The sequence below is a fragment of the Ottowia sp. SB7-C50 genome (assembly GCF_033110285.1).
GTDB lineage: Bacteria > Pseudomonadota > Gammaproteobacteria > Burkholderiales > Burkholderiaceae_C > Ottowia.
The window spans coordinates 366,005-385,651 of record NZ_CP136995.1 but is presented as its reverse complement, the minus strand read 5'-3'; the positions used below and the strand labels follow the sequence as shown (position 1 = coordinate 385,651).

The 19,647-nt window shown below is 67.7% G+C and carries 20 protein-coding genes and 1 pseudogene; 13 read left to right on the top strand and 8 right to left on the bottom strand.

Going from position 1 to position 19,647, the window contains the following annotated elements; all coding sequences use genetic code 11:
- Positions 1–3 precede the first annotated feature (3 nt).
- From R0D99_RS01820 to trpE, 4 genes are all read right to left on the bottom strand, one after another.
- Entirely contained in the window at positions 4–684 is a 681-nt protein-coding gene (locus R0D99_RS01820) for a LysE family translocator (protein WP_317749715.1), read from the bottom strand.
- Between the two features lie 6 nt (positions 685–690).
- Positions 691–1,281, bottom strand: coding sequence for an aminodeoxychorismate/anthranilate synthase component II (locus R0D99_RS01815; protein ID WP_317749714.1), 591 nt, complete (start codon positions 1,279–1,281; stop codon positions 691–693).
- Between the two features lie 67 nt (positions 1,282–1,348).
- A complete protein-coding gene (locus tag R0D99_RS01810) occupies positions 1,349–1,780 on the bottom strand; it encodes a GxxExxY protein (RefSeq protein WP_317749713.1) in 432 nt (143 codons plus the stop codon).
- Positions 1,780–3,288, bottom strand: a complete 1,509-nt coding sequence (gene trpE / locus R0D99_RS01805; RefSeq protein ID WP_317749712.1) for an anthranilate synthase component I — start codon at positions 3,286–3,288, stop codon at positions 1,780–1,782. Before trpE ends, R0D99_RS01810 begins: the two co-directional genes overlap by 1 nt.
- A gap of 416 nt (positions 3,289–3,704) precedes the next feature.
- Between trpE and R0D99_RS01800 the strand changes: the two genes are divergently transcribed.
- A complete protein-coding gene (locus R0D99_RS01800; protein ID WP_317749711.1) occupies positions 3,705–4,550 on the top strand; it encodes a transglutaminase family protein in 846 nt (281 codons plus the stop codon).
- 124 nt (positions 4,551–4,674) lie between these two features.
- Here R0D99_RS01800 and R0D99_RS01795 read toward each other — a convergent pair whose 3' ends face one another.
- Together R0D99_RS01795 and R0D99_RS01790 are read right to left on the bottom strand one after the other, a co-directional pair.
- Positions 4,675–5,631 (bottom strand): succinylglutamate desuccinylase/aspartoacylase family protein, encoded by a 957-nt coding sequence (locus tag R0D99_RS01795; protein WP_416365957.1) that lies wholly within the window; start codon positions 5,629–5,631, stop codon positions 4,675–4,677.
- A 4-nt stretch (positions 5,632–5,635) separates the two neighbouring features.
- Positions 5,636–6,331 carry a phosphoglycolate phosphatase gene (locus tag R0D99_RS01790; protein ID WP_317751179.1) on the bottom strand — a complete coding sequence of 232 codons (696 nt, stop codon included), beginning with the start codon at positions 6,329–6,331 and terminating at the stop codon, positions 5,636–5,638.
- Between the two features lie 262 nt (positions 6,332–6,593).
- On the opposite strand from R0D99_RS01790, the gene R0D99_RS01785 reads away from it, so the two are divergent.
- The 6 genes and pseudogenes from R0D99_RS01785 to R0D99_RS01760 all read left to right on the top strand — a co-directional run bounded on the left by R0D99_RS01785 (position 6,594) and on the right by R0D99_RS01760 (position 10,665).
- Complete coding sequence (locus R0D99_RS01785; RefSeq protein WP_317749710.1) at positions 6,594–7,001, top strand: inorganic phosphate transporter; 408 nt, start codon at positions 6,594–6,596, stop codon at positions 6,999–7,001.
- Complete coding sequence (locus R0D99_RS01780) at positions 6,994–7,644, top strand: inorganic phosphate transporter (protein WP_317749709.1); 651 nt, start codon at positions 6,994–6,996, stop codon at positions 7,642–7,644. The genes R0D99_RS01785 and R0D99_RS01780 overlap by 8 nt, the downstream gene beginning before the upstream one ends.
- Positions 7,645–7,657: 13 nt before the next feature.
- Entirely contained in the window at positions 7,658–8,302 is a 645-nt protein-coding gene (locus tag R0D99_RS01775) for a DUF47 domain-containing protein (protein WP_317749708.1), read from the top strand.
- A gap of 33 nt (positions 8,303–8,335) precedes the next feature.
- Positions 8,336–8,974 carry a DUF47 domain-containing protein gene (locus R0D99_RS01770; protein ID WP_317749707.1) on the top strand — a complete coding sequence of 213 codons (639 nt, stop codon included), beginning with the start codon at positions 8,336–8,338 and terminating at the stop codon, positions 8,972–8,974.
- 17 nt (positions 8,975–8,991) lie between these two features.
- Positions 8,992–10,006: pseudogene (locus tag R0D99_RS01765) on the top strand (inorganic phosphate transporter).
- Positions 10,007–10,017: 11 nt separating this feature from the next.
- Positions 10,018–10,665 carry a DUF47 domain-containing protein gene (locus tag R0D99_RS01760; RefSeq protein ID WP_317749706.1) on the top strand — a complete coding sequence of 216 codons (648 nt, stop codon included), beginning with the start codon at positions 10,018–10,020 and terminating at the stop codon, positions 10,663–10,665.
- Positions 10,666–10,675: 10 nt separating this feature from the next.
- Here R0D99_RS01760 and ppk2 read toward each other — a convergent pair whose 3' ends face one another.
- Positions 10,676–11,938, bottom strand: coding sequence for a polyphosphate kinase 2 (gene ppk2 / locus R0D99_RS01755; protein WP_317749705.1), 1,263 nt, complete (start codon positions 11,936–11,938; stop codon positions 10,676–10,678).
- Between the two features lie 160 nt (positions 11,939–12,098).
- Between ppk2 and R0D99_RS01750 the strand changes: the two genes are divergently transcribed.
- Positions 12,099–12,536, top strand: a complete 438-nt coding sequence (locus R0D99_RS01750; RefSeq protein ID WP_416365956.1) for a DsrE family protein — start codon at positions 12,099–12,101, stop codon at positions 12,534–12,536.
- Positions 12,537–12,575: 39 nt separating this feature from the next.
- Here R0D99_RS01750 and rpe read toward each other — a convergent pair whose 3' ends face one another.
- Positions 12,576–13,262 (bottom strand): ribulose-phosphate 3-epimerase, encoded by a 687-nt coding sequence (rpe, locus tag R0D99_RS01745; RefSeq protein WP_317749704.1) that lies wholly within the window; start codon positions 13,260–13,262, stop codon positions 12,576–12,578.
- A gap of 53 nt (positions 13,263–13,315) precedes the next feature.
- Here rpe and apaG point away from each other — a divergent pair, with 53 nt between their 5' ends.
- The 5 genes from apaG (at position 13,316) to R0D99_RS01720 (ending at position 19,628) form a co-directional block, all read left to right on the top strand.
- Positions 13,316–13,711 (top strand): Co2+/Mg2+ efflux protein ApaG, encoded by a 396-nt coding sequence (apaG, locus tag R0D99_RS01740; RefSeq protein WP_317749703.1) that lies wholly within the window; start codon positions 13,316–13,318, stop codon positions 13,709–13,711.
- Between the two features lie 21 nt (positions 13,712–13,732).
- Positions 13,733–15,751, top strand: coding sequence for a recombinase (locus R0D99_RS01735; RefSeq protein ID WP_317749702.1), 2,019 nt, complete (start codon positions 13,733–13,735; stop codon positions 15,749–15,751).
- A 512-nt stretch (positions 15,752–16,263) separates the two neighbouring features.
- Positions 16,264–17,523, top strand: a complete 1,260-nt coding sequence (locus R0D99_RS01730; protein WP_416366012.1) for a cation:proton antiporter — start codon at positions 16,264–16,266, stop codon at positions 17,521–17,523.
- On the top strand, positions 17,520–18,638 hold the full coding sequence (locus tag R0D99_RS01725) for a YbdK family carboxylate-amine ligase (RefSeq protein ID WP_317749700.1): 1,119 nt from the start codon (positions 17,520–17,522) through the stop codon (positions 18,636–18,638). The genes R0D99_RS01730 and R0D99_RS01725 overlap by 4 nt, the downstream gene beginning before the upstream one ends.
- 156 nt (positions 18,639–18,794) lie before the next feature.
- Entirely contained in the window at positions 18,795–19,628 is an 834-nt protein-coding gene (locus R0D99_RS01720) for a gamma-glutamyl-gamma-aminobutyrate hydrolase family protein (RefSeq protein WP_317749699.1), read from the top strand.
- The last annotated feature ends 19 nt before the right edge of the window (positions 19,629–19,647 follow it).

Sequence of the window (19,647 nt, the reverse complement as noted above, 5' to 3'; positions counted from 1 at the left end):
TGTTCAGCGCGCGCCTGGCGCGTCGGTCAATGCCAGCTTGACCCCGAAGACGACGAACAGCCCGCCCGCCACGCCGTCCAGCCAACGTGTCGCGCGTTGCAGCGCTCCCGCGCGCCGCGCCGCCCAGGCCGCCGCCAGCGCCCAGCCAACGCACACCAGCAGGCCGTTGACGGTGAACAGCAGCCCCAGCGCCAGAAACACCCACGCCGGCCGCGCGGTGCCGGGCGCGATGAACTGCGGCACAAAGGCCAAGAAGAACAGCGCCACCTTGGGGTTGAGCACGTTGGTCAGAAAGCCGCGGCGGAACACGGCGGCCAGCGGCGTTTGAGCATCAAATCGGCCGCCAGCGCTTACCTTATCAGCGCGAGCAGCTATGTTTATTGAAGCATCATGGCGCAATGCCGAGCGCAGCATCTGCACGCCCACCCACACCAGATAAATCGCGCCCGCCCACTTCAGCACGCCAAACGCCGCACTGCTGGCCGCCAGCAGCGCCGACACACCCAGTGCCGCCGCGGCCACGTGCACCAGACAGCCGGCCGCAATCCCCAGCGCCGCCGCCACGCCTGCCCGCGCGCCCGCGCGCACGGCGTTGGCAACGATGAACATCACATCCGGTCCGGGCGTGAGATTGAGCAACACGCCGGCAGCGATGAACAGCAGCAGGTGGTGGGCGTCGGGCATGGCCGTTCAGCGCAGAAAGTTCGCCAGCATCGCGTGCCCATGCTCCGTCAGGATGCTCTCCGGGTGGAACTGCACGCCTTCGATGCGCACGTCGTGGGCAAAGCCAGTGTGGCGCACGCCCTGGATTTCGCCGTCGTCGTCGCTGGTGGCGGTGATTTCCAATTCTGGCGGGCAGCTGTCCTTCTCGATGACCAACGAGTGGTAACGGTTGACGGTGAACTGCGCGGGCAAGTGGGCAAATACGCCCTGCTGCGTGGTCGTGATGACGCTGGTCTTGCCGTGCATCTGCACCTTGGCGCGCACGATATTGCCGCCAAACGCCGCGCCGATGGCCTGGTGGCCGAGGCACACGCCAAGGATGGGCAGCTTGCCGGCGAAATGGCGGATGGCGGCGACCGACACGCCGGCCTCGTTGGGCGAACACGGGCCCGGGCTGATGCACAGGCGGTCGAACTCGCCGCGCGTGAACATGGCGTCGAGCTCTTCCAGCGTCACCTCGTCGTTGCGCAGCACGGTCACGTCCGCGCCCAGTTCACCGAAGTACTGCACGATGTTGTAGGTGAAGCTGTCGTAGTTGTCGATCATGAGGAGCTTCATGCCTTGAACTCCGGAAAATCTTTGAACGCAAAAGGCGCAAAAGCTTCGCAAAAGACGCAGAAGTTTTTCATAGCTGATTCACCACGCGCTTGACGCCTTTGACGACAGGAAAAGTGTGAAAGTTGATGAGCAATCCCAAGCGCAAATCCGATACGCGCAAATAAGACAGCAATTGCGCCCGGTGCAGTTCAGTCAGCAACTCGACGGCTTTCAGCTCCAGCAACACACAACGCTCGACCAAGAAATCAGCACGAAAAGCAACGCCCAGCATTTGCCCCTTGTAGCTCGCGGGCACGGGCACCTCTCGTTCAAACGACAGACCGCGCTCGCGCAACTCGACCGCCAACGCAGCGGCATAGGCGCTCTCCAGAAGTCCCGTCCCGAGCACGCGCTGTACCTCAACCGCCGCACCAATCACTGCGTGAGAAATTCCATCTTCCCGTTTTAGCGATTTTTGCGAGTCCTTTGCGCCCTCTGCGTTCAAAAAAGACTCGTCCATCACTCCAGCCCTTCCTCGACCAACTCGCTCGCCCGCAAGATGGCCCGCGCCTTGTGCTCGGTCTCTTTCCACTCCATCTCGGGCACCGAATCTGCCACCACCCCCGCCGCCGCCTGCACGTGCAAAGTCTGGTCCTTGACGATGGCGGTGCGGATGGCAATCGCCACGTCCATGTCGCCGGCGTAGCTGAGATAACCGCAGGCCCCGCCATAGATGCCGCGCTTGGTCGGCTCCAGCTGATCGATCAACTCCATCGCGTGCACCTTGGGCGCGCCGGTCAGCGTGCCGGCGGGGAAGGTGGCTTTCAGCACGTCCATGTTGCTCATGCCGTCTTTCAGGATGCCCTCGACGTTGCTGACGATGTGCATCACGTGGCTGTAGCGCTCTACGGCAAAGGCTTCGGTCACCTTCACGCTGCCGGTCTTGGCGATGCGGCCAATGTCGTTGCGCGCCAGGTCGATCAGCATGACGTGCTCGGCGCGCTCCTTGGGGTCGTTCACCAGCTCGGTTTCGGTCGCCTTGTCCAGCTCGGGCGTGGCGCCGCGTGGGCGGGTGCCGGCCAGGGGGCGGATGGTGACTTTCTCGCCTTCGGGCGTGCTTTCTTGCCGCACCAGGATTTCGGGGCTGGCGCTGACAACCTGGAAGTCGCCGAAGTCGTAGTAAATCATGTACGGCGACGGGTTCAGCGAGCGCAGCGCGCGGTACAGGCTAAGCGGCGATTCGGTAAAGCGCTTCTTGATGCGCTGGCCCACCTGCACCTGCATGAAGTCGCCGGCGGCGATCAGTTCCTTGGCGCGCTCCACCGCCTTCAGGTAGTCGGCCTTGGCAAATTCGCGCTCGGCCGGAAAGCCCTGCGTGGCCCGCACCTGCGGCACGCTGACCGAATAGCGCAGCTGCTCGCGCAGGGTTTTCAGGCGCTTCTTGGCGTTGCTGTAAGCCTCGGGCTGCGCCGGGTCGGCGTAGACGATAAGGTAGAGCTTGCCCGACAAGTTGTCGATCACCGCCACCTCTTCGCTGTGCATCAGCAAAATGTCGGGCAGGCCCAGCGGATCGGGCGGGCAGGATTTCTCCAGCTTTTTCTCGATGTGGCGCACGGTGTCGTAGCCGAAATAGCCGGCCAGGCCGCCACAAAAGCGCGGCAGGCCGGGCCGCAGCGCGACCTTGAAGCGCTTTTGGTAATCGGCGATGAAGTCGAGCGGGTTGCCTTGGGCCGTTTCGACCACCTTCCCGTCCGTCACCACTTCGGTGCGCGCATCGGCGCCAAAACCGCTCGCTCGCAACACCGTGCGCGCCGGCAGACCGATGAAGCTGTAGCGGCCAAAGCGCTCGCCGCCAATCACCGATTCCAGTAAAAAACTATAGCGCCCGCCGCCCGTCCCGCCTGCGCCAGCGGCCAGTTTGAGGTACAGCGACAGCGGCGTTTCGAGGTCGGCAAACGCCTCGGCCATCAAGGGGATGCGGTTGTAGCCTTGGGCGGACAGGCTCTTGAATTCGAGTTCCGTGATCATGGCGAAGTGGGCTTCCATGCTGCGGCAGCTCGCGCACGCCGGGGTCTCTCAGCGGGATGCGGCGCGGGGGCTGCGGTCTTCCTGATGCGGCACCCGTCGTCGGCCGGATGCCCCTGGTGCGCCCGTTGCGGGCGCGGCTCACAAGTCAACGTGCTGGCTTACGCCAAGGCCACGCCCCCTGGGCGGCGGCGCCCAGCGGTGAAATGACATTGCGGGAAGAACACATGCGGCCTAGTGTAGCAAAGGCTTGCCGCGCCCGTGGGCAAGTCCGTGTCCGCGCCCGCACCGACGCAGGTGGTGGCATTTGTCTTGCATACATCTGCCTGCGCGGCGGGCCCAATCAATCACAGGCGGCCGCGGGCCGCCCGGCTTTTTTCTTCCACCGTTTGCCATGGCCATCGTGCGAAAGGCTTTGTATGTTGATCAAGATCGGCTATGACATCGAAATGGCGGTGAACGCGCCCACCACCGTGCTGGGCGCGCTGCACGTGCACCCTTCGCGGGCGCACGATCTGCAGGCGCCGGAGCAGTTCGCGGTCGAGCCCGCGCTGCCCTTCACCACCTACCAGGACGTGTTCGACAACACCATCGTGCGCGTCGACGTGCCGGCCGGCGTGGGCAGCGTGCGCTTCACCAACCACGCCGTGGTGGCCGACCCCGGCGTGCCCGACCCCGTGGTGCCCGACGCGCGCCAGCACCCGCTGCACGAGCTGCCGCTGGACGTGTTCCGTTTTCTGCTGCCCAGCCGCTATTGCGAGGTGGACAGCGAACTGATGGGCTTCGCGTGGAACCAGTTTGGCGCCACGCCCGAAGGCTGGGCGCGCGTGCAGGCCATCTGCGACTACACGCACCAGCACATCCGCTTCGACTACCTGCAGGCGCGCGCCAACCGCACCGCACTGCAGGGCTGGCAGGAAGGCGTGGGCGTGTGCCGCGACTACGCGCACCTGGCCGTCACGCTGTGCCGCTGCATGAATATTCCGGCGCGCTACGTCACCGGCTACCTGGGCGACATCGGCGTGCCGCCGGTGCCGTGCCCGATGGATTTTTCGGCGTGGTTCGAGGTGTACCTGGGCGGCGCGTGGCACACCTTCGACGCGCGCCACAACGCGCGCCGCATCGGCCGCGTGGTGATGGCGCACGGCCGCGACGCGACCGATGTGCCGATCGCCATGGTGTTTGGCTGGCACCAGCTGAACCGCTTCGACGTGGTCACCGATGAATTGCAGGACGCGCCGGAAGCGCTGCTGGCCAGCGCGTGAAGCCCGCGTCGGAAGCTACTGTTTTTATAGCTTCCAGCGCAGCACGGACAAGCGCCAAAACCCTTTTCCTCGGATGCAGGCACGCGGCCATGACGATCCTTGAAGTGCCGAGCGGGCACAGGCCTCAGGCCTGCTCCGGCACCGCCAGGTAGAACCACTCCTGCCCCACGTCGGCTTCCGGGTGCGGGAACAGCACGCAGCCGTCGCGCGCCGCGCGCACGGGCGTGCCGTCGGCGCGCACGCCGACCACATCGCCCGCCTGCACGGTGTCGAAGCTGTGCCAGTCGCGCACCAGCCGGTCGTCGGGCGACTGGCGCAGCACCACGTCGTCCAGTCGGGCCGCGGGGCCGTCAAAGCGCGCCGGCGCGGGCACCTGGGCCATGCCCAGCAGCGCCAGCGCGCCGTGCAAGGCGTGCTCGGCCACGTCGATGGCCGCCGGGTCTTCGTGCTGACCGCATTCCAGCGTGACGGCGTAGCCGCCCTGGCTGCGCATGTATTCGTTGGTGCCGATGCCGTCGTCGTCGGGCACCGCGCCGCGCGCCAGCGCCGCGCGGTCGTACACCTCCAGCCAGCCTTCAACCACCTGCGGCGCGCCCAGCGCGCGCGCCAGCGCCATCTCTTCGGCGGCGCGGGCAAAGGGCTCGCGCGCGCCGCTGTTGTTGCGCGGCCCGACCATGGCGAAGGGCTCGCCCGGCGTGTGAAACGAATGCAGGTCCAGCAGCACGTCGTGCTGCGCCAGCAGCGGCGCCAGCTGGTGGGTGATGCGGTCTTCGTAGTCCTGCGGGGCGGGCTGGGGCAGGAAGCGGCGGTTGAGGTTGCGTTCGCCCTCGCGCGTGTTCTGCGCAAAGGCGAGCGGGTTGGCCACCGGCACCAGCGTCAGCCGCCCGCGCAGCAATTGCAGCCGGCCCTGCGCCAGCGCGTCGATGGCGCGCACGATGGCGTGTGCGCCGCACACCTCGTTGCCGTGCACGGCGCCCATCACCACCAGCGACGGGCCAGGCGCCAGCGCGGCCCAGCTTTGCCAGTGCAGCGTGTCGGGTTGCGCAACGGCGCGCCGCAGCAGTTCGTGTAACGCGCTCACGGGGTCAACTCTCCTTGGAGGCGCGATTCTGGCCCACCGCCGGCAACCCTGCCGCCAGCGCGGCCAGCGTGTCCAGGTGCGCGTCGGCGTCTACGGCCGTGATCGGCTCGCCGTGGTTGTAGCCGTAGGTCATCAGCGCCACCGGGCAACCGGCGGCGCGCGCAGCGGCGGCATCGTTCTGCGAATCGCCCACCATCAGCGTCTGCGCAGGCACGGTGCCCAGCGCGCGGCAGGTTTCGAGCAGGGGCAGCGGGTCGGGCTTCTTGCGGGCGAAGCTGTCGCCGCCGAACACGTGGTCGAAGAATCCGTCCAGCCCCTTGGCCGCCAGCAGCGGGCGGGCAAAGTCCAGCGGCTTGTTGGTCAGGCAGGCCAGCGGCAGCCCGGCGGCGCGCAGCGCGCGCAGCCCTTCGACCACGCCGGGGTAGACGTGGCTGTGCTGGCCGTTGATGCGCAGGTAGGCGCTTTGGTAATGCTGCCAGGCCGCCTGCTGCAGCGCCTCGTCCGCTTCGCTATTCATAGCATCCGACGCAGGCTGCGTCAGCGCCAGCACCGAGCGGATCAGGTGCTCGGAGCCCTTGCCGACCAGCCGCTCGATCTGCGCGCGGGTGACCGGCGGGCGCCCCAGCGCGGCCAGCATGCCGGCCAGCGCGGCCTCGAAATCGCCCAGCGTATCGACCAGCGTGCCGTCGAGATCGATCATGCACGCGCGCACGCCGCGCAGTGGCTCGCGCGCCACAGCCTCGGGGGGCACGGCGCCGCGTTCACATGGGTTTAAAGACATGGGTTTACCGATTCGTCCAGGGCGTGGCGCCGACAGCCGGCGCGCTCCCCCATGATTTTGATGTACGTCAATTCATCGCGCGCGCGAAGGCGCAGGATTCATCCATGACGTTTCTGTGACGTCACCATAACAAATCGGCTACGGCGCGATGTCAGCGTGCGGGCCAGGAGATGGATTCCCCTTGACCGCCTTGCTCGCCCTGGCCGTGGCTGCCGTGGCCGTGGTGCTGATCTTCGATTACACCAACGGCTTTCACGACGCCGCCAACATCGTCGCCACCGTGATCGCCTCGCGCGCGATGACGCCTGCGCAGGCAGTCCTGGTAGTGGGCTTCTTCGAATTCCTCGGCCCGCTGCTGGGCGGCACGGCGGTGGCCAACACCATCGGTGGCTTCGTGCGCCTGGACGGCATTGCGCCGACCGCCGCGCTCACCATCCTGCTGTGCGGGCTGCTGGGCGCCATCACCTGGAACCTGATCACCTGGTGGAAGGGCATTCCCTCGTCGTCGTCGCACGCGCTGGTGGGCGGGCTGATCGGCGCCGTGGTGGTGTCGGCCGGCATGGACCGCGTGGTGTGGGGGGGTGGGTGAACTTGCGCACGGCCACGTGGCGGGCGTGACCAAGGTGCTGCTGGCGCTGATCGTGTCGCCGCTGCTGGGCTTCTGGGTGGCGTTTGCGGTGCACAAGCTGATGTCGCGCCTGCTGGCCGGGGCGCGGCCCAGGGTGGCGCGCGACCTGCGCCGCGCACAGTTCATCACGGCAGCCGGGCTGGCGTTTTCGCACGGCGCCAACGATGCGCAGAAAAGCATGGGCATCCTCACGCTGGTGCTGCTGCTGGGCGGCTTCATCCACGAGTTCAAAGTGCCGTTCTGGGTCATGCTGGCCTGCGCCACCGCCATCACGCTGGGCATCCTGTCGGGTGGCTGGCGCATCGTGCGCACGCTGGGCTTTGCCATCTACAAGGTGCGCCCGCTGCACGCGCTGGATTCACAGCTGACCTCGGCCATGGTGATCCTGGGCGCGTCGGCCATGGGCGCGCCGGTCTCCACCACGCACGTGGTGGCCACGTCGATCATGGGCATCGGTTATGCCGAGCGGCCCAAGGCGGTGCGCTGGTCCAAGGCCGGCGAGATCGCCACCACCTGGGTCGTCACCATTCCCGCCGGCGCGCTGATGGGCATGCTGTTCTACGCGCTTTCGCTGGCGGCGGGCAACGTCTACAAGAGTCTCTAGGAGCAAGCACCGCATGGCCCACAACCAAGGCAACTCCCTGCTGGCGCGGCTGTTCGACCGCGTGCTGCCCACCGCGCCCGATTTCTTCGGCCTGCTGGCCGCGCAGTCGCGTGCCGTGGAACGTACCGTGGAGCTGCTGGTGCGCTTCATGGAAACCGGCCGCGCCGACATCAGCGCCGAGATCCACAACGACGAGCACGCCGCCGACCAGGTGAAGGTGGCCAACATCCACACGCTGAACGAGGCGTTCTCGACGCCGATCGACCGCGAGGACATTTACCGCGCCATCGTCAACCTGGACGACATCGTCAACTTCTGCAAGGACACCGTCAACGAGATGGACGCGCTGACCCTGCAGCCCGATGGCCACACGCTGGAGATGTCGAAGCAGCTGCTGATCGGCGCCACCGCGCTGCGCAACGGCTTCAGCAAGCTGGGCCACAACACGGGCGATGCCGCGCTGGACGCCGAGGGCGCGCGCAAGGCCACGCGCCAGGTCGAGAAGCTGTACCGCGTGGCGCTGGCCGACCTGTTCCAGGGCGACAACTACATCCAGATGTTCAAGAAGCGCGAGATCTACCGCCACCTGACCAACGCCGCCGAGCGCATGGCCCATTGCGCCAGCACCTTGCACGACATCGTCGTCAAGATGGTCTGAGCGATCTTTCAATACACCCACCCAGGAGCCCCCATGTTCAGCAGCCTGATGCCCCAGCGCAAGGAGTTCTTTGAACTGCTGGCGGCGCACTCCGACCGCGTGGTCGCTGGCGCCAACGCCACCTTGCGCCTGCTCAACGGTCTGGGCGCCGGCACCGAGGACATTCCCGTCCTGGTGGCCGAAGTCAACATGAACGAGCAGAGCGCCGACAAGATCAAGGCCGAACTCATCACCTTGCTGCACCGCTCGTTCACCACGCCGATCAACCGCGACCAGATCCACACGCTGACCATCGAGCTGGACAACGTGCTGAACGCATTGCAGGACGTGGCCAACGCAGTGGGCATGTACAACATCAAGGAATCGACGCCGGAGGCGCGCGAGATGGCGGCGCTGGCGGCCGACGCGGCGGCCAAGCTCAATCGCGCCGTGGTGGCGCTGGGCGACAAGAACCGCAAGCAGGAAACCAGCGACCTGTGCAAGGAAATCGACGGCATGGAGTCGCAGGCCGACCGCGTGCAGCGCAAGGCCATCACGGGCCTGTTTGCCGAAGGCAGCTCGATCTGGAACGCCATCCGAATGCGCGAGTTCTACGCACTGCAGGAAGAAGTGCTGGACCGCTGTGAGGACGCGGCCAAGACGATTGAAGAAATCCTGATCGACAACTCCTGAACCCGGACGCACACACCATGGATCACGTGACCTTGAGCCTCTGGGTGCTGGGGCTTCTCATCGCCGTTGCACTGGCGTTCGACTTCATGAACGGCTTCCACGACGGCGCCAACGCTATCTCCACCATCGTCGCCACAGGCGCGCTCACGCCCAAGCAGGCGGTGTTGTTTGCCGCCGCGTTCAACTTCCTGGCCATCTGGGTGTTCCAGCTCAAGGTGGCGGCCACCATTGGCAAGGGCACGGTGGATCCGGCCTTCGTCGACCACTACGTGATCTTCGGCGCGCTCATGGGGGCGCTGGCGTGGAACATCATCACCTGGTACTACGGCATTCCCTCGTCGTCCTCGCACGCGCTGGTGGGCGGGCTGGTGGGCGCCACCGTGGCGAAAGCAGGGGCACTGTCGCCCATCGTGTGGAGCGGCTTCGGCAAGATCCTGGCCTTCATCGTCATCTCGCCGCTGGTGGGCTTTTTCATCGGCGGCATGCTGATGGTGCTGGTGGCCTGGGCGTTTCGCAACAAGACGCCCCACCAGGTCAGCGGGCTGTTCCGCTACGGCCAGTTGTTTGCCGCCGGCGCCTACAGCCTGGGCCACGGCGGCAACGACGCGCAAAAGACCATCGGCATCATCTGGCTGCTGCTGATCACCGCCGGCGTGTCCACGTCCGAGGTTTCCACGCTGCCGCACTGGGTCATCTACGCCTGCTATGGCGCCATTGCCTGGGGCACCTACCTGGGAGGCTGGCGCATCGTCAAGACCATGGGCAGCAAGATCACGCGGCTGAACTCCGTCAGCGGCTCCTGCGCGTCGATGGGCGGGGCCATCAGCCTGGGCCTGGCGACCCTGGGGGGGCATTCCGGTGTCGACCACCCACACCATCACCGGCTCCATCGTGGGCGTCGGCACGGCGCAGGACGTCAAGGCCGTGCGCTGGGCGGTCACCTTCAACCTGCTGATCGCCTGGGTGCTGACCATTCCGGCCTCGGGGCTGATCGCGGCGCTGTTCTGGTATGTCGGCCGCAGCTTCCTCTAGGAGCCAAGCACATGCTGAACAACGTCATGCCCAAGCGGGCCACCTTCTTCCAGTTGCTGGGCTCGCACACCGACCGCCTGGTGGCCGGCGCCAACGCCACGCTGCGGCTGGTCACCAGCCTGGGCAACCCGAGCGAGCAGCGCGGCTCGATGATCGAAGAAGTCAACCTCAACGAGACCAGCGCCGACACCATCAAGGCCGACTTCATTCGGCTGTTGTACGAGTCGTTCACGACGCCCATCAGCCGCGAACAGCTGCACACGCTGATCCTCGACCTGGACCGCGTGCTGGACGCCTTGCAGACGGTCGCAAATGCCATCCACATGTACAACATCAGCCGCTCCACGCCGGAAGCGCGCGCCATGGCCTCGCTGGCCGCTGATGCCTGCCTGATCCTCAACCGCGCCGTACTGGCGCTGGGCGAGCGCAACCGCGGCCCCGAGATCGAGCGCTACTGCCGCGAGGTGGAGGAACTTGAATCCCGTGCCAGCGTCGCCATGCGCGAAGGCGTGACGCGCCTGTTCGCGCAGGAAGGCGACGAGCAGGCCGCGTGGCAGGCCATGAAGCTGCGGCGCTTTTACTTTGCGCAGGAGGCGGTGCTCGACGGCTGCAAGCGCGCCGCCCGCACGATTGAGGAAATCCTGATCGAGAACGCCTGACGCCGCGGCGTCAGTGCGGCTTGGCGCGCTTGGCCGTGCCCGGCACCGTGACGCGGCCGTAGAAGCTGCGCGCCCGGCCCAGAATGAGCGGATCGACCTGGCCCGTGTTGTCCGCATCGCGGTCGGCGTACGGCAGCACGGACAGCACGTAGCGCATGGCGTTCAGCCGCGCGCGCTTCTTGCAGTCCGAGTTGATGACGATCCAGGGCGCGTAACAGGTGTCGGTGGCCTCGAACATCGCCTCCTTGGCGCGCGTGTAGTCGTCCCACTTGTCCCTCGAGGCCTGGTCGACCGGGCTCAGCTTCCATTGCTTCAGCGGGTCTTTTTCGCGCCGCCGGAAGCGGCGCAGCTGCTCCTCGCGGCTGACCGAGAACCAGAACTTGATGACGTGCACGCCGCAGTCCACCAGGTGGCGCTCGAACACCGGCGCCTCGTGCATGAACAGCGCGTATTCCTCCGGCGTGCAGAAGCCCAGCACATGCTCGACGCCGGCGCGGTTGTACCAGCTGCGGTCGAACAGCACGATCTCGCCCGCCGTGGGCAGATGCTGCACATAGCGCTGGAAGTACCACTGGCCGTGTTCCAGCTCGCTCGGCTTGTCGAGCGCGACCACGCGGGCGCCGCGCGGGTTCAGGTGTTCCATGAAGCGCTTGATGGTGCCGCCCTTGCCGGCGGCATCGCGCCCTTCGAACAGGATCACCACGCGTTCGCCGCTGTCCTTGACCCAGCGCGCCAGCTTCAGCAGTTCGATCTGCAGGTGGTATTTCTGCGCTTCGTAGGCCTGGCTCGACAGGCGATTGCGGTACGGAAAGCTGCCGGGCGCCACGCCGGGCAGCAGTTCAAGGTCCGGGTCGCTGCCGCCGGCCGTTGTCGGGTGGTGGCTCTTGAGCGCGTGCCGCAACAGGCGCGCATCATCGGGCGCCACGCCGTTCAGCGCCTCGCGCAGCATGTGGGTGGCCTGACGCTTGCCCGGCGCGCCATGCGTGGCGGCGTAGCGCAGGGCCTCGGCCATTTCTTCCAGCCGCGCCGAGATACGCTCCTGAATGGCCGCGCGTTCGAACGCGCCATGCGGCTGCGCTGCGTGACCCGACGGCGTGGCTTCGTCGTGCGCCCGTGCGGCACGCCGCCCGTCTTTGGCGCGTGAAGACTTGCCTTTGGCACTGGGCTGCGCGTCGTCGGCTTCTGGTTGCGCCGCCGCTGCGCCGCGCTCGCGCGGGTGGCGCGCCCCTTGCGTCATCATCTCGCTTGCCTCCAGCCATTGTGGCTTTTTCATGTCATTTTCATGACATCGTAGCCACGCGCCGGGGGCAGCGTCAACGCGTTTTTGGGGCGCGCGACGGCGCTGCCAGGCGCCGGCTCTGGGCGCCGACCCGCGCAGCGACGCCCGGCGCGCTGTGATAGCGTTGCCGCTTTACCTTCACCGGAGACTTGCCATGCCGCGCCCCAGCCTGCGAACCCAGTTGTGCGCCATCGCGCTGATGTCCGTCTTTTGCAGCGCCACCGCGTGGGCGCAGGACAAGGTGGTGTACCACATAGACAACACCGAGGCGCAGGCCACCAAGGGGCTGCGCAACATCCGCAACCACCTGGACGTGGCGCCCACCACCAAGATCGTCGTGGTCACGCACGCCGATGGCGTGCAATTCTTGCTGGAAGGCGCCAAGGACAAGAAGAACGCCGACATCGACTACGGCGCCCTGGTCAGCGCCCTGAAGGCGCGCGGCGTGCGCTTCGAGGTGTGCGAGATCACGCTGCGCGGCAACAACCTGAAGAAGGACCAGTTCACCATGGACGCCGAGTTCGTGCCCTCGGGCGTGGCGCGCGTCACGCAGCTACAGCAGCGCGAGGGGTTTGCCTATCTCAAACCTTGATTCGGCGCCCAGCGCTTGCTGCATAAGCGCAAGCAGCTATTACTTTTGTAGCTCTTCGCGCATGGCGCCGATCACCCGCGCATAGTCCGGCTGGCCGAAGATGGCACTGCCGGCCACGAAGGTGTCGGCGCCGGCATCGGCCACCTGGCGGATGTTGCCCGCCTTGATGCCACCGTCCACCTCCAGGCGGATGTCCTTGCCCGACGCGTCAATGCGCCGCCGCGCCGCCTCCACCTTGCGCAAGGCGCTATCAATAAAGGACTGGCCGCCAAAGCCCGGGTTGACGCTCATGATCAGGATCAGGTCGATGTCGTCGATCAGCCAGTCCAGCACATCCAGCGGCGCGGCGGGGTTGAACACCAGCCCCGGCCGCGCGCCCGCCGCACGGATGGCCTGCACGCTGCGGTGCGGGTGCGGCGTGGCGTCGGGGTGAAAGCTGATGCAGTCGGCCCCCGCCTGCGCAAACGCCTGCGCCAGCGCGTCCACCGGCTGCACCATCATGTGCACGTCCATCGGCACCGGCGTGCCGTCGGCGCGCACGGCGTGCGGCTTGATGGCCTGGCAGATCATGGGACCGAAGGTGAGGTTGGGCACGTAATGGTTGTCCATCACGTCGAAGTGAATCCAGTCGGCGCCGGCGGCGATGACGTGCTTCACTTCGTCGCCCAGCCGCGCGAAGTCGGCCGAGAGAATGGACGGGGCGATGCGGTAGGTGCGTTGGCTCATGGGCGTGGATTGTCGCAGCGGCGGCGTGGCGGGCGCTCATTTACCATCGCCGCATGCCGAAGTACCAATTCAGCGTCGACGTCGAGCCCCAGTACCTGCCCGATCAATCCGATCCGGCGGGCGGGAAGTACGGCTTTGCCTACACCATCACCGTGCACAACACGGGTGAGGTGCCGGCGCAGCTGATTTCGCGGCACTGGCTGATCACCGACGCGCGCGGCCACGTCGAAGAAGTCAAGGGCCTGGGCGTGGTGGGCCAGCAGCCGCTGCTCAAGCCGGGCGAGGCCTTCCAGTACACCAGCGGCGCGCGCCTGCGCACGCCCACAGGCACCATGCACGGCACGTATTTCTGCGTGGCCGAGGACGGCGAGCGCTTCGAGGCCCCGATCCCCATGTTCGTGCTGGACGCCAGCGGCACGGGTGGCGGCGGCGCGCGGGTGCTGCACTGATCCACACGCCGCGCTGCTGACATGGCCACGCCCCAGCTGGACCTGATCGGCCTGCTGCGCGCGATCGATCCGCAGGCGCCGCTGGCCGAGCGGCACCTGTGGCTGATCCGCCTGCTGGACTGGGTGCGCGGCGACACCGGCAACCCCGACGTGGCCGTGGCGCGCGTGCGCATGCTGATCGACGCGGCCGAGGTGCGACCCGACTTCCTGAAGCTGTGGCATTTGTGGTGGGAAGAATTCCTGACCTCGGTGGACGCCACGCCGCTGCTGGCCGACCTGGGTTTTTCGTCGCAGGGTTCGCTGGCGAGCGAGCTGGCGCGCCGCTTGCGCCGCCGGCTGCTGCCGGTGTCGCCCGAGACGACCGACCTGAGCGAGCTGTTCGAGCTGCTGTTTCCGACCGACTTCGACGCCCGCTGGCTGCGCGCGCTGGACGCGCGCACGCTGCGGCGCCTGCGGGTGATCCTGTTCCACGCCGAAACGGCCACACCCTCGCGCGTGCCCGACTACGTGCTGCGCACGCTGATGGACGCGCTGGCCTACGCCACCAGCCAGATCAGCGCCGCCGGCCAGTCGGCCGACGTGCGGCTGCGCATGTCCGACGAAGCCAAGGCGGCGCGCCCGTTTGCCGAGTTGCCGATCGTCTTCGAGACGCTGCGCCGCGCCGTGCTGCAGGACGGGCGCCTGAGCGCGCCGGCGCAGATCGCCGCGGTGCAGCTGCGCGAGCAGCTGGACGCCTGCCGCGCCGCGGCGTCCAGCGTGTATTCGCACCTGGAAGAGCATGGCATCTCGGTCAACATCGAATTCCAGCTGCGCCAGTTGCGCCAGCGCATCCTGCGCGTGAAGGCGCTGCTGCTGTGCCTGGAGACCGACGCGCCCGCGCAGGCCACGGCGCAGCTGCTGTCGCACCTGGTCAAGGTCAGCCAGGACAGTGCCAGCATGCGCGCGCTGTGGTCGTCCAGCACCGAGCTGCTGGCGGCCAAGGTGACCGAGCGCAACGCCGAAACCGGCCAGCACTACATCACCCGCAACGCGGCCGAATACGGCGCCATGCTGGCGCGCGCGGCGGGCGGAGGGGCACTGCTGGCGGGCACCACGTGGGCCAAGCTGGCCATCGGCGCGCTGGGGCTGTCGTCGTTCTGGGGTGGCTGGTGGGCGGGCGTGAACTACGCGCTGTCGTTCGTGCTGATCATGCTGCTGCACTGGACGGTGGCCACCAAGCAGCCCGCCATGACGGCACCGGCCATGGCCGCGCGGCTGAAGGACATGGCCACGCCGGGCGCGGTGGAGCGCTTCGTCGACGAGGTGGTGTACCTGCTGCGCTCGCAGTTCGCCGCCATCCTGGGCAACGTGGGCCTGGTGATGCCGGTGGTGGTGCTGTTGTCGATGGGGCTGCACCGGCTGGGCTGGGCGCAGCGCATCATGGACCCGTTCCACGCGCAGTACATCCTGGCGCAGCACAACGTGCTGGGGCCCACGGCGCTGTTCGCCGCCGCCACCGGCGTGCTGCTGTTCGCGTCCAGCCTGATCGCCGGATGGGTCGAGAACTGGTTCGTCTTCAACCGGCTGGATTCGGCGGTGGCGCACCACCCGCGCGCCACCGCCGCGCTGGGCCGCGAACGCGCCGCGCGCTGGGCCGCGTACTGGCGGCAGAACATCTCCAGCTGGACGGCCAACATCTCGCTTGGGCTGATGCTGGGGCTGGTGCCGCCGGTGCTGCGCTTCTTCGGCATCCCGTTCGACGTGCGCCACGTCACGCTGGTGGCGGGCCAGATCGCCGCTGCCGTGCACGAGCTGGGCGCCGGCGCGCTGCACCAGCCGGCGCTGGCCTGGGCGGCGGGCGGCATCGTCATCACCGGGCTGATGAACCTGGCGTTCAGCTTCACGCTGGCCTTCCGGCTGGCACTGACGGCGCAGAACGTGCCGGCGCTGGACCGCCGCCGCCTGTACGCCGCGCTGGGCCAGCGCGCGCTGCGCCGGCCGCTCAGCTTCCTGCTGCCGCTGCGCCTGCACGGCGCGGGCTCGCCCGACCCGGCGCCCTAGGAGTCTGCGCGGCAGAAGGAGCGTCGGCTGCAACGCGCGAGAAAACGGTCCATCGCGGCGCTACCTCCGGCGCCCATAGCCCGGCTATGGGCTTGTCGGTACACCAAAGCTGTCCTCGTTTTTCGCGCGTTTCGCTTCGACGCCTTCTACCGCGCAGACTCCTAGCCTTGCGGGCGGGCGCCAGCACGCCGTTTTTTTAATTAAATCGACCGCCAGCGCTTGTCTGGCAAGCGCATTCAGCTATTACTTTGGAAGCAAATATGCGCAGACGCGGCGCACTGAAAAGGGCGCCACAGCGCCCGGGTTAGGATTAAGGCAACGCTGGAACAAGCCCCTCGCGGCGCCGGCATCTGTGGATTTGGGCGGTCTGCGGCGTTGCAAATCCTCGCCATAGCCCACGCTATGGCTGCGGTTTGCGCCTTGCATCCCATCCCAAACCACAGCGCCAGCATCCGCGGCGACTTATTCAGCGTCGCCTTTACGCCGACCCCAGAAAGGATTCTCCCGTTTTGATTGACCCCTTGATCGCCCCCTGGAGCGAGGCGCTGCAGGCCGGGCCCGGGCCGCTGACGCTGGAATGGGCGCTGGTGCTGGCCGTGGCCGCGCTGACCGGCCACCTGGTGCAGCATTTCACCGGCCTGCCCAAGCTGATCGGCTACGCCGTGGTGGGTGCGCTGGCCGGCACCGTGGGCTTTGCCGGCGCCGCCTGGCCCTTGCGCGGCGTGGGCCTGTACCTGCTGGAGCTGGGCATCGCCATCCTGCTGTTCGAGGCCGGCGCGCGGCTGTCGCTGCGCTGGTTCCGCCACAACCCGATGGTGCTGGTGCAAAGCCTGGTCGAGTCGACGCTGACGTTTGCCGCCGCGTACCTGGCGCTGCGCGCGCTGGGCGTCGACCTGCCAGTGGCGCGCGCGCTGTCGATGGTGGCGGTGGCCGCGTCGCCGGCGGTGCTGACGCGGGTGGTGTCCGACCTGCGCGCCAGCGGCCCGGTGACCGACCGCGCCATCGCGCTGGCCACGCTCAACACGCTGTACGCGCTGACGCTGGGCACCGCCATGCTGCGCACCATCGCCCGCGGCGACACCAGTCTGGTGGCGTCGCTGGCCTCGACGGCGGCGGTGCTGGGCGTGTCGCTGCTGGTGGGCGTGCTGCTGGCGGCGCTGCTGGCCGGCGCCTTCCGCCTGCTGCAGCCGACCAGCCAGGACACGGCCATCGTCATCCTGGCGCTGATCGGCGCCTGCGCGGCGGTGACCTCGTCGCTGGGCGGCTCGGCGCCGCTGGCCACGCTGCTGGCGGGCATTGTGCTCAAGCAGTTCCACCCGCGCCCGTGGGTGTGGCCACGCCAGCTGGGTACGGCCTCGTCGATGCTGACGATCCTGATGTTCGTGCTGGTGTCGTCCATGGCGGCGCAGGCCAACTGGGGCGGCGCCATCACCTGGGCCGCGCTGGCCCTGCTGGGCACGCGGCTGGCGGCCAAGGTGGTGACGCTGCTGGTCACCGGACCGGCCAGCAGCCTGTCGCTGCGGCAGTCGCTGTGGGTGGGCGTGGCGATGTTCCCGATGTCGGCCGTGGCGCTGCTGCTGACCTCGCAGTTCGTGGTGGCCTCGCCGACGGTGGGCGCGCAGGTGGCGGCCATCGCGCTGCCGGTGATCCTGCTGACCGAGCTGCTGGGCGCGGTGCTGGTGGGCGGCGCGCTGGTGCATGTGCGCGAGGCAGAACGGCCGTCCCGCCAGCGCGGCGACCTGACGACCGATGACGGAGGGCGCACGCCATGAGCCTGGAAGCCTTCGGCCCCTCGCAGCCGCTGACGCTGGGCGTCGAGCTGGAACTGCAGCTGGTCAACACCAACGACTACGACCTGACGCACTACGCCGACGACATGCTGCGCCTGATGGCGCGCCACAAGCTGCCCGGCAGCGTGGTGCCCGAGATGACCGCCGGCATGATCGAGATATCGACCGGCGTGTGCGGCAGCTGGCAGCAGGCGCTGGCCGAGCTGTCGCAGATCCGCGATGCGCTGGTGCAATGCGCCGACAAGCTCAACATCGCCGTGGTGGGCGGCGGCACGCACCCGTTCCAGCAGTGGCACCAGCAGCGCATCTACGACCGGCCGCGCTTTCACCAGCTGTCGCAGCTGTACGGCTACCTGACCAAGCAGTTCACCATCTTCGGACAGCACGTGCACGTCGGCTGCCCCGACGCCGACACGGCGCTCTACACGCTGCACTGCATGAGCCGCTACATCCCGCACTTCATCGCGCTGGCGGCCAGCAGCCCCTACGTGCAGGGGCAGGACACGGCGTTCGACTCGGCGCGGCTCAACTCGGTGTTCGCGTTTCCGCTGTCGGGCCGCGCGCCCTGCGTGCTGACGTGGGACGAGTTCGGCACCTACTTCGACAAGATGACGCGCACCGGCGTGGTCAAGTCGATGAAGGACTTCTACTGGGACATCCGCCCCAAGCCCGAATACGGCACCATCGAAGTGCGCGTGTTCGACACCCCGCTGACGGTGCAGCGCGCCGCCGCGCTGGCCGGCTTCGTGCAGTCGCTGGCGGCGTGGTTCCAGAACGACCGGCCCTTCATCCCCTGCGAGGACGACTACCTCGTCTACAGCTACAACCGCTTCCAGGCCTGCCGCTTCGGGCTGGAGGCGGTCTATGTCGACCCGGCCAGCGGCCAGCACATGCCGCTGCGCGACCACCTGCTGGCCACCTTCGAGCAACTGGCGCCGCACGCCAGCGCGCTGGACGCCGGCGGCGCACTGGCCCTGCTGCGCGCCGAAGTGCAGAAAGGTCGCAACGACGCCCGCTGGCTGCGCGAGCGCCAGGCGCAGGCGCGCCTGCTGGGCGAAGTCATCCGGCAGGCCGCACTGAAATTCAGAGCCCCCTGAGTCGCCTTCGGCGCCATCCCCCCTCAGGGGGGGGCAACGCCAACGCCCGGTGCAAGCCCGGGCATGGCGTTCCCACATGGCCTGCTCCGCGGCCTGTTGATGTGGAAGGGCGGCAGGCGCGTCACAATGACAGCTTCGCTATCTCCCACACCGCTCATGACCCTGCGCATCGGCATCTCCGCCCGCCTGTTGCACCAGCCCCCGCCCGGTATCGGGCTGCCGCTCAAGCGGCTGCAGTACCTTGAGAGCAACATGGCGCACTGGATCATGGGCCACGGCGTGGTGGCGCTGATGATTCCGTTCATCGACAACCAGGGGCCCACGCTGCGCAAACGCCCGCCCATCCACGACCTGGTCGATCACCTGGACGGGCTGGTGCTGCAGGGCGGCATCGACATCAGCCCCGCCACCTACGGCCAGACGCCGTGGATCGACAAGGCCGAATACGACCCGATCCGCGACGAATACGAGCTGGACCTGCTGCGCGGCTTCATCCAGGCCGACAAGCCCGTGCTGGGCATCTGCCGCGGCTGCCAGCTGCTCAACGTGTACTTCGGCGGCACGCTGGTGCAGGACATTCCCACCCAGTGGCCCGGCGCCATCCTGCACAACGACACCGAGCGCTACGACCGCCTGATCCACGAAGTGCACTTCATGCCCGGCTCGCGCCTGTCCGACATCTACGGCTACGCGCCGCGGCGCGTCACCAGCATCCACCACCAGTGCGTCGACCAGCTTGGCCAGGGCCTGGTGCTGGAAGCGCGCAGCCCCATCGACCTGGTGCCCGAAGGCATTCGCCACCCCGGCCACCGCTTCGTCATGGGCGTGCAGTGGCACCCCGAATTCCACGGCCTGGGCTTCGACGCCGCCGACACCGTGCTGGACAGCGGCCCGCTGATGATGGACTTCCTCAAGGCGGCGCTGCGCCGCGCCGGCAACGTGCGCCGGCTGGCCCGCAGCGTGGCGCGTGTGCGCGACAGAATCCGGTGACGCGCCAGCGGCGGACGCG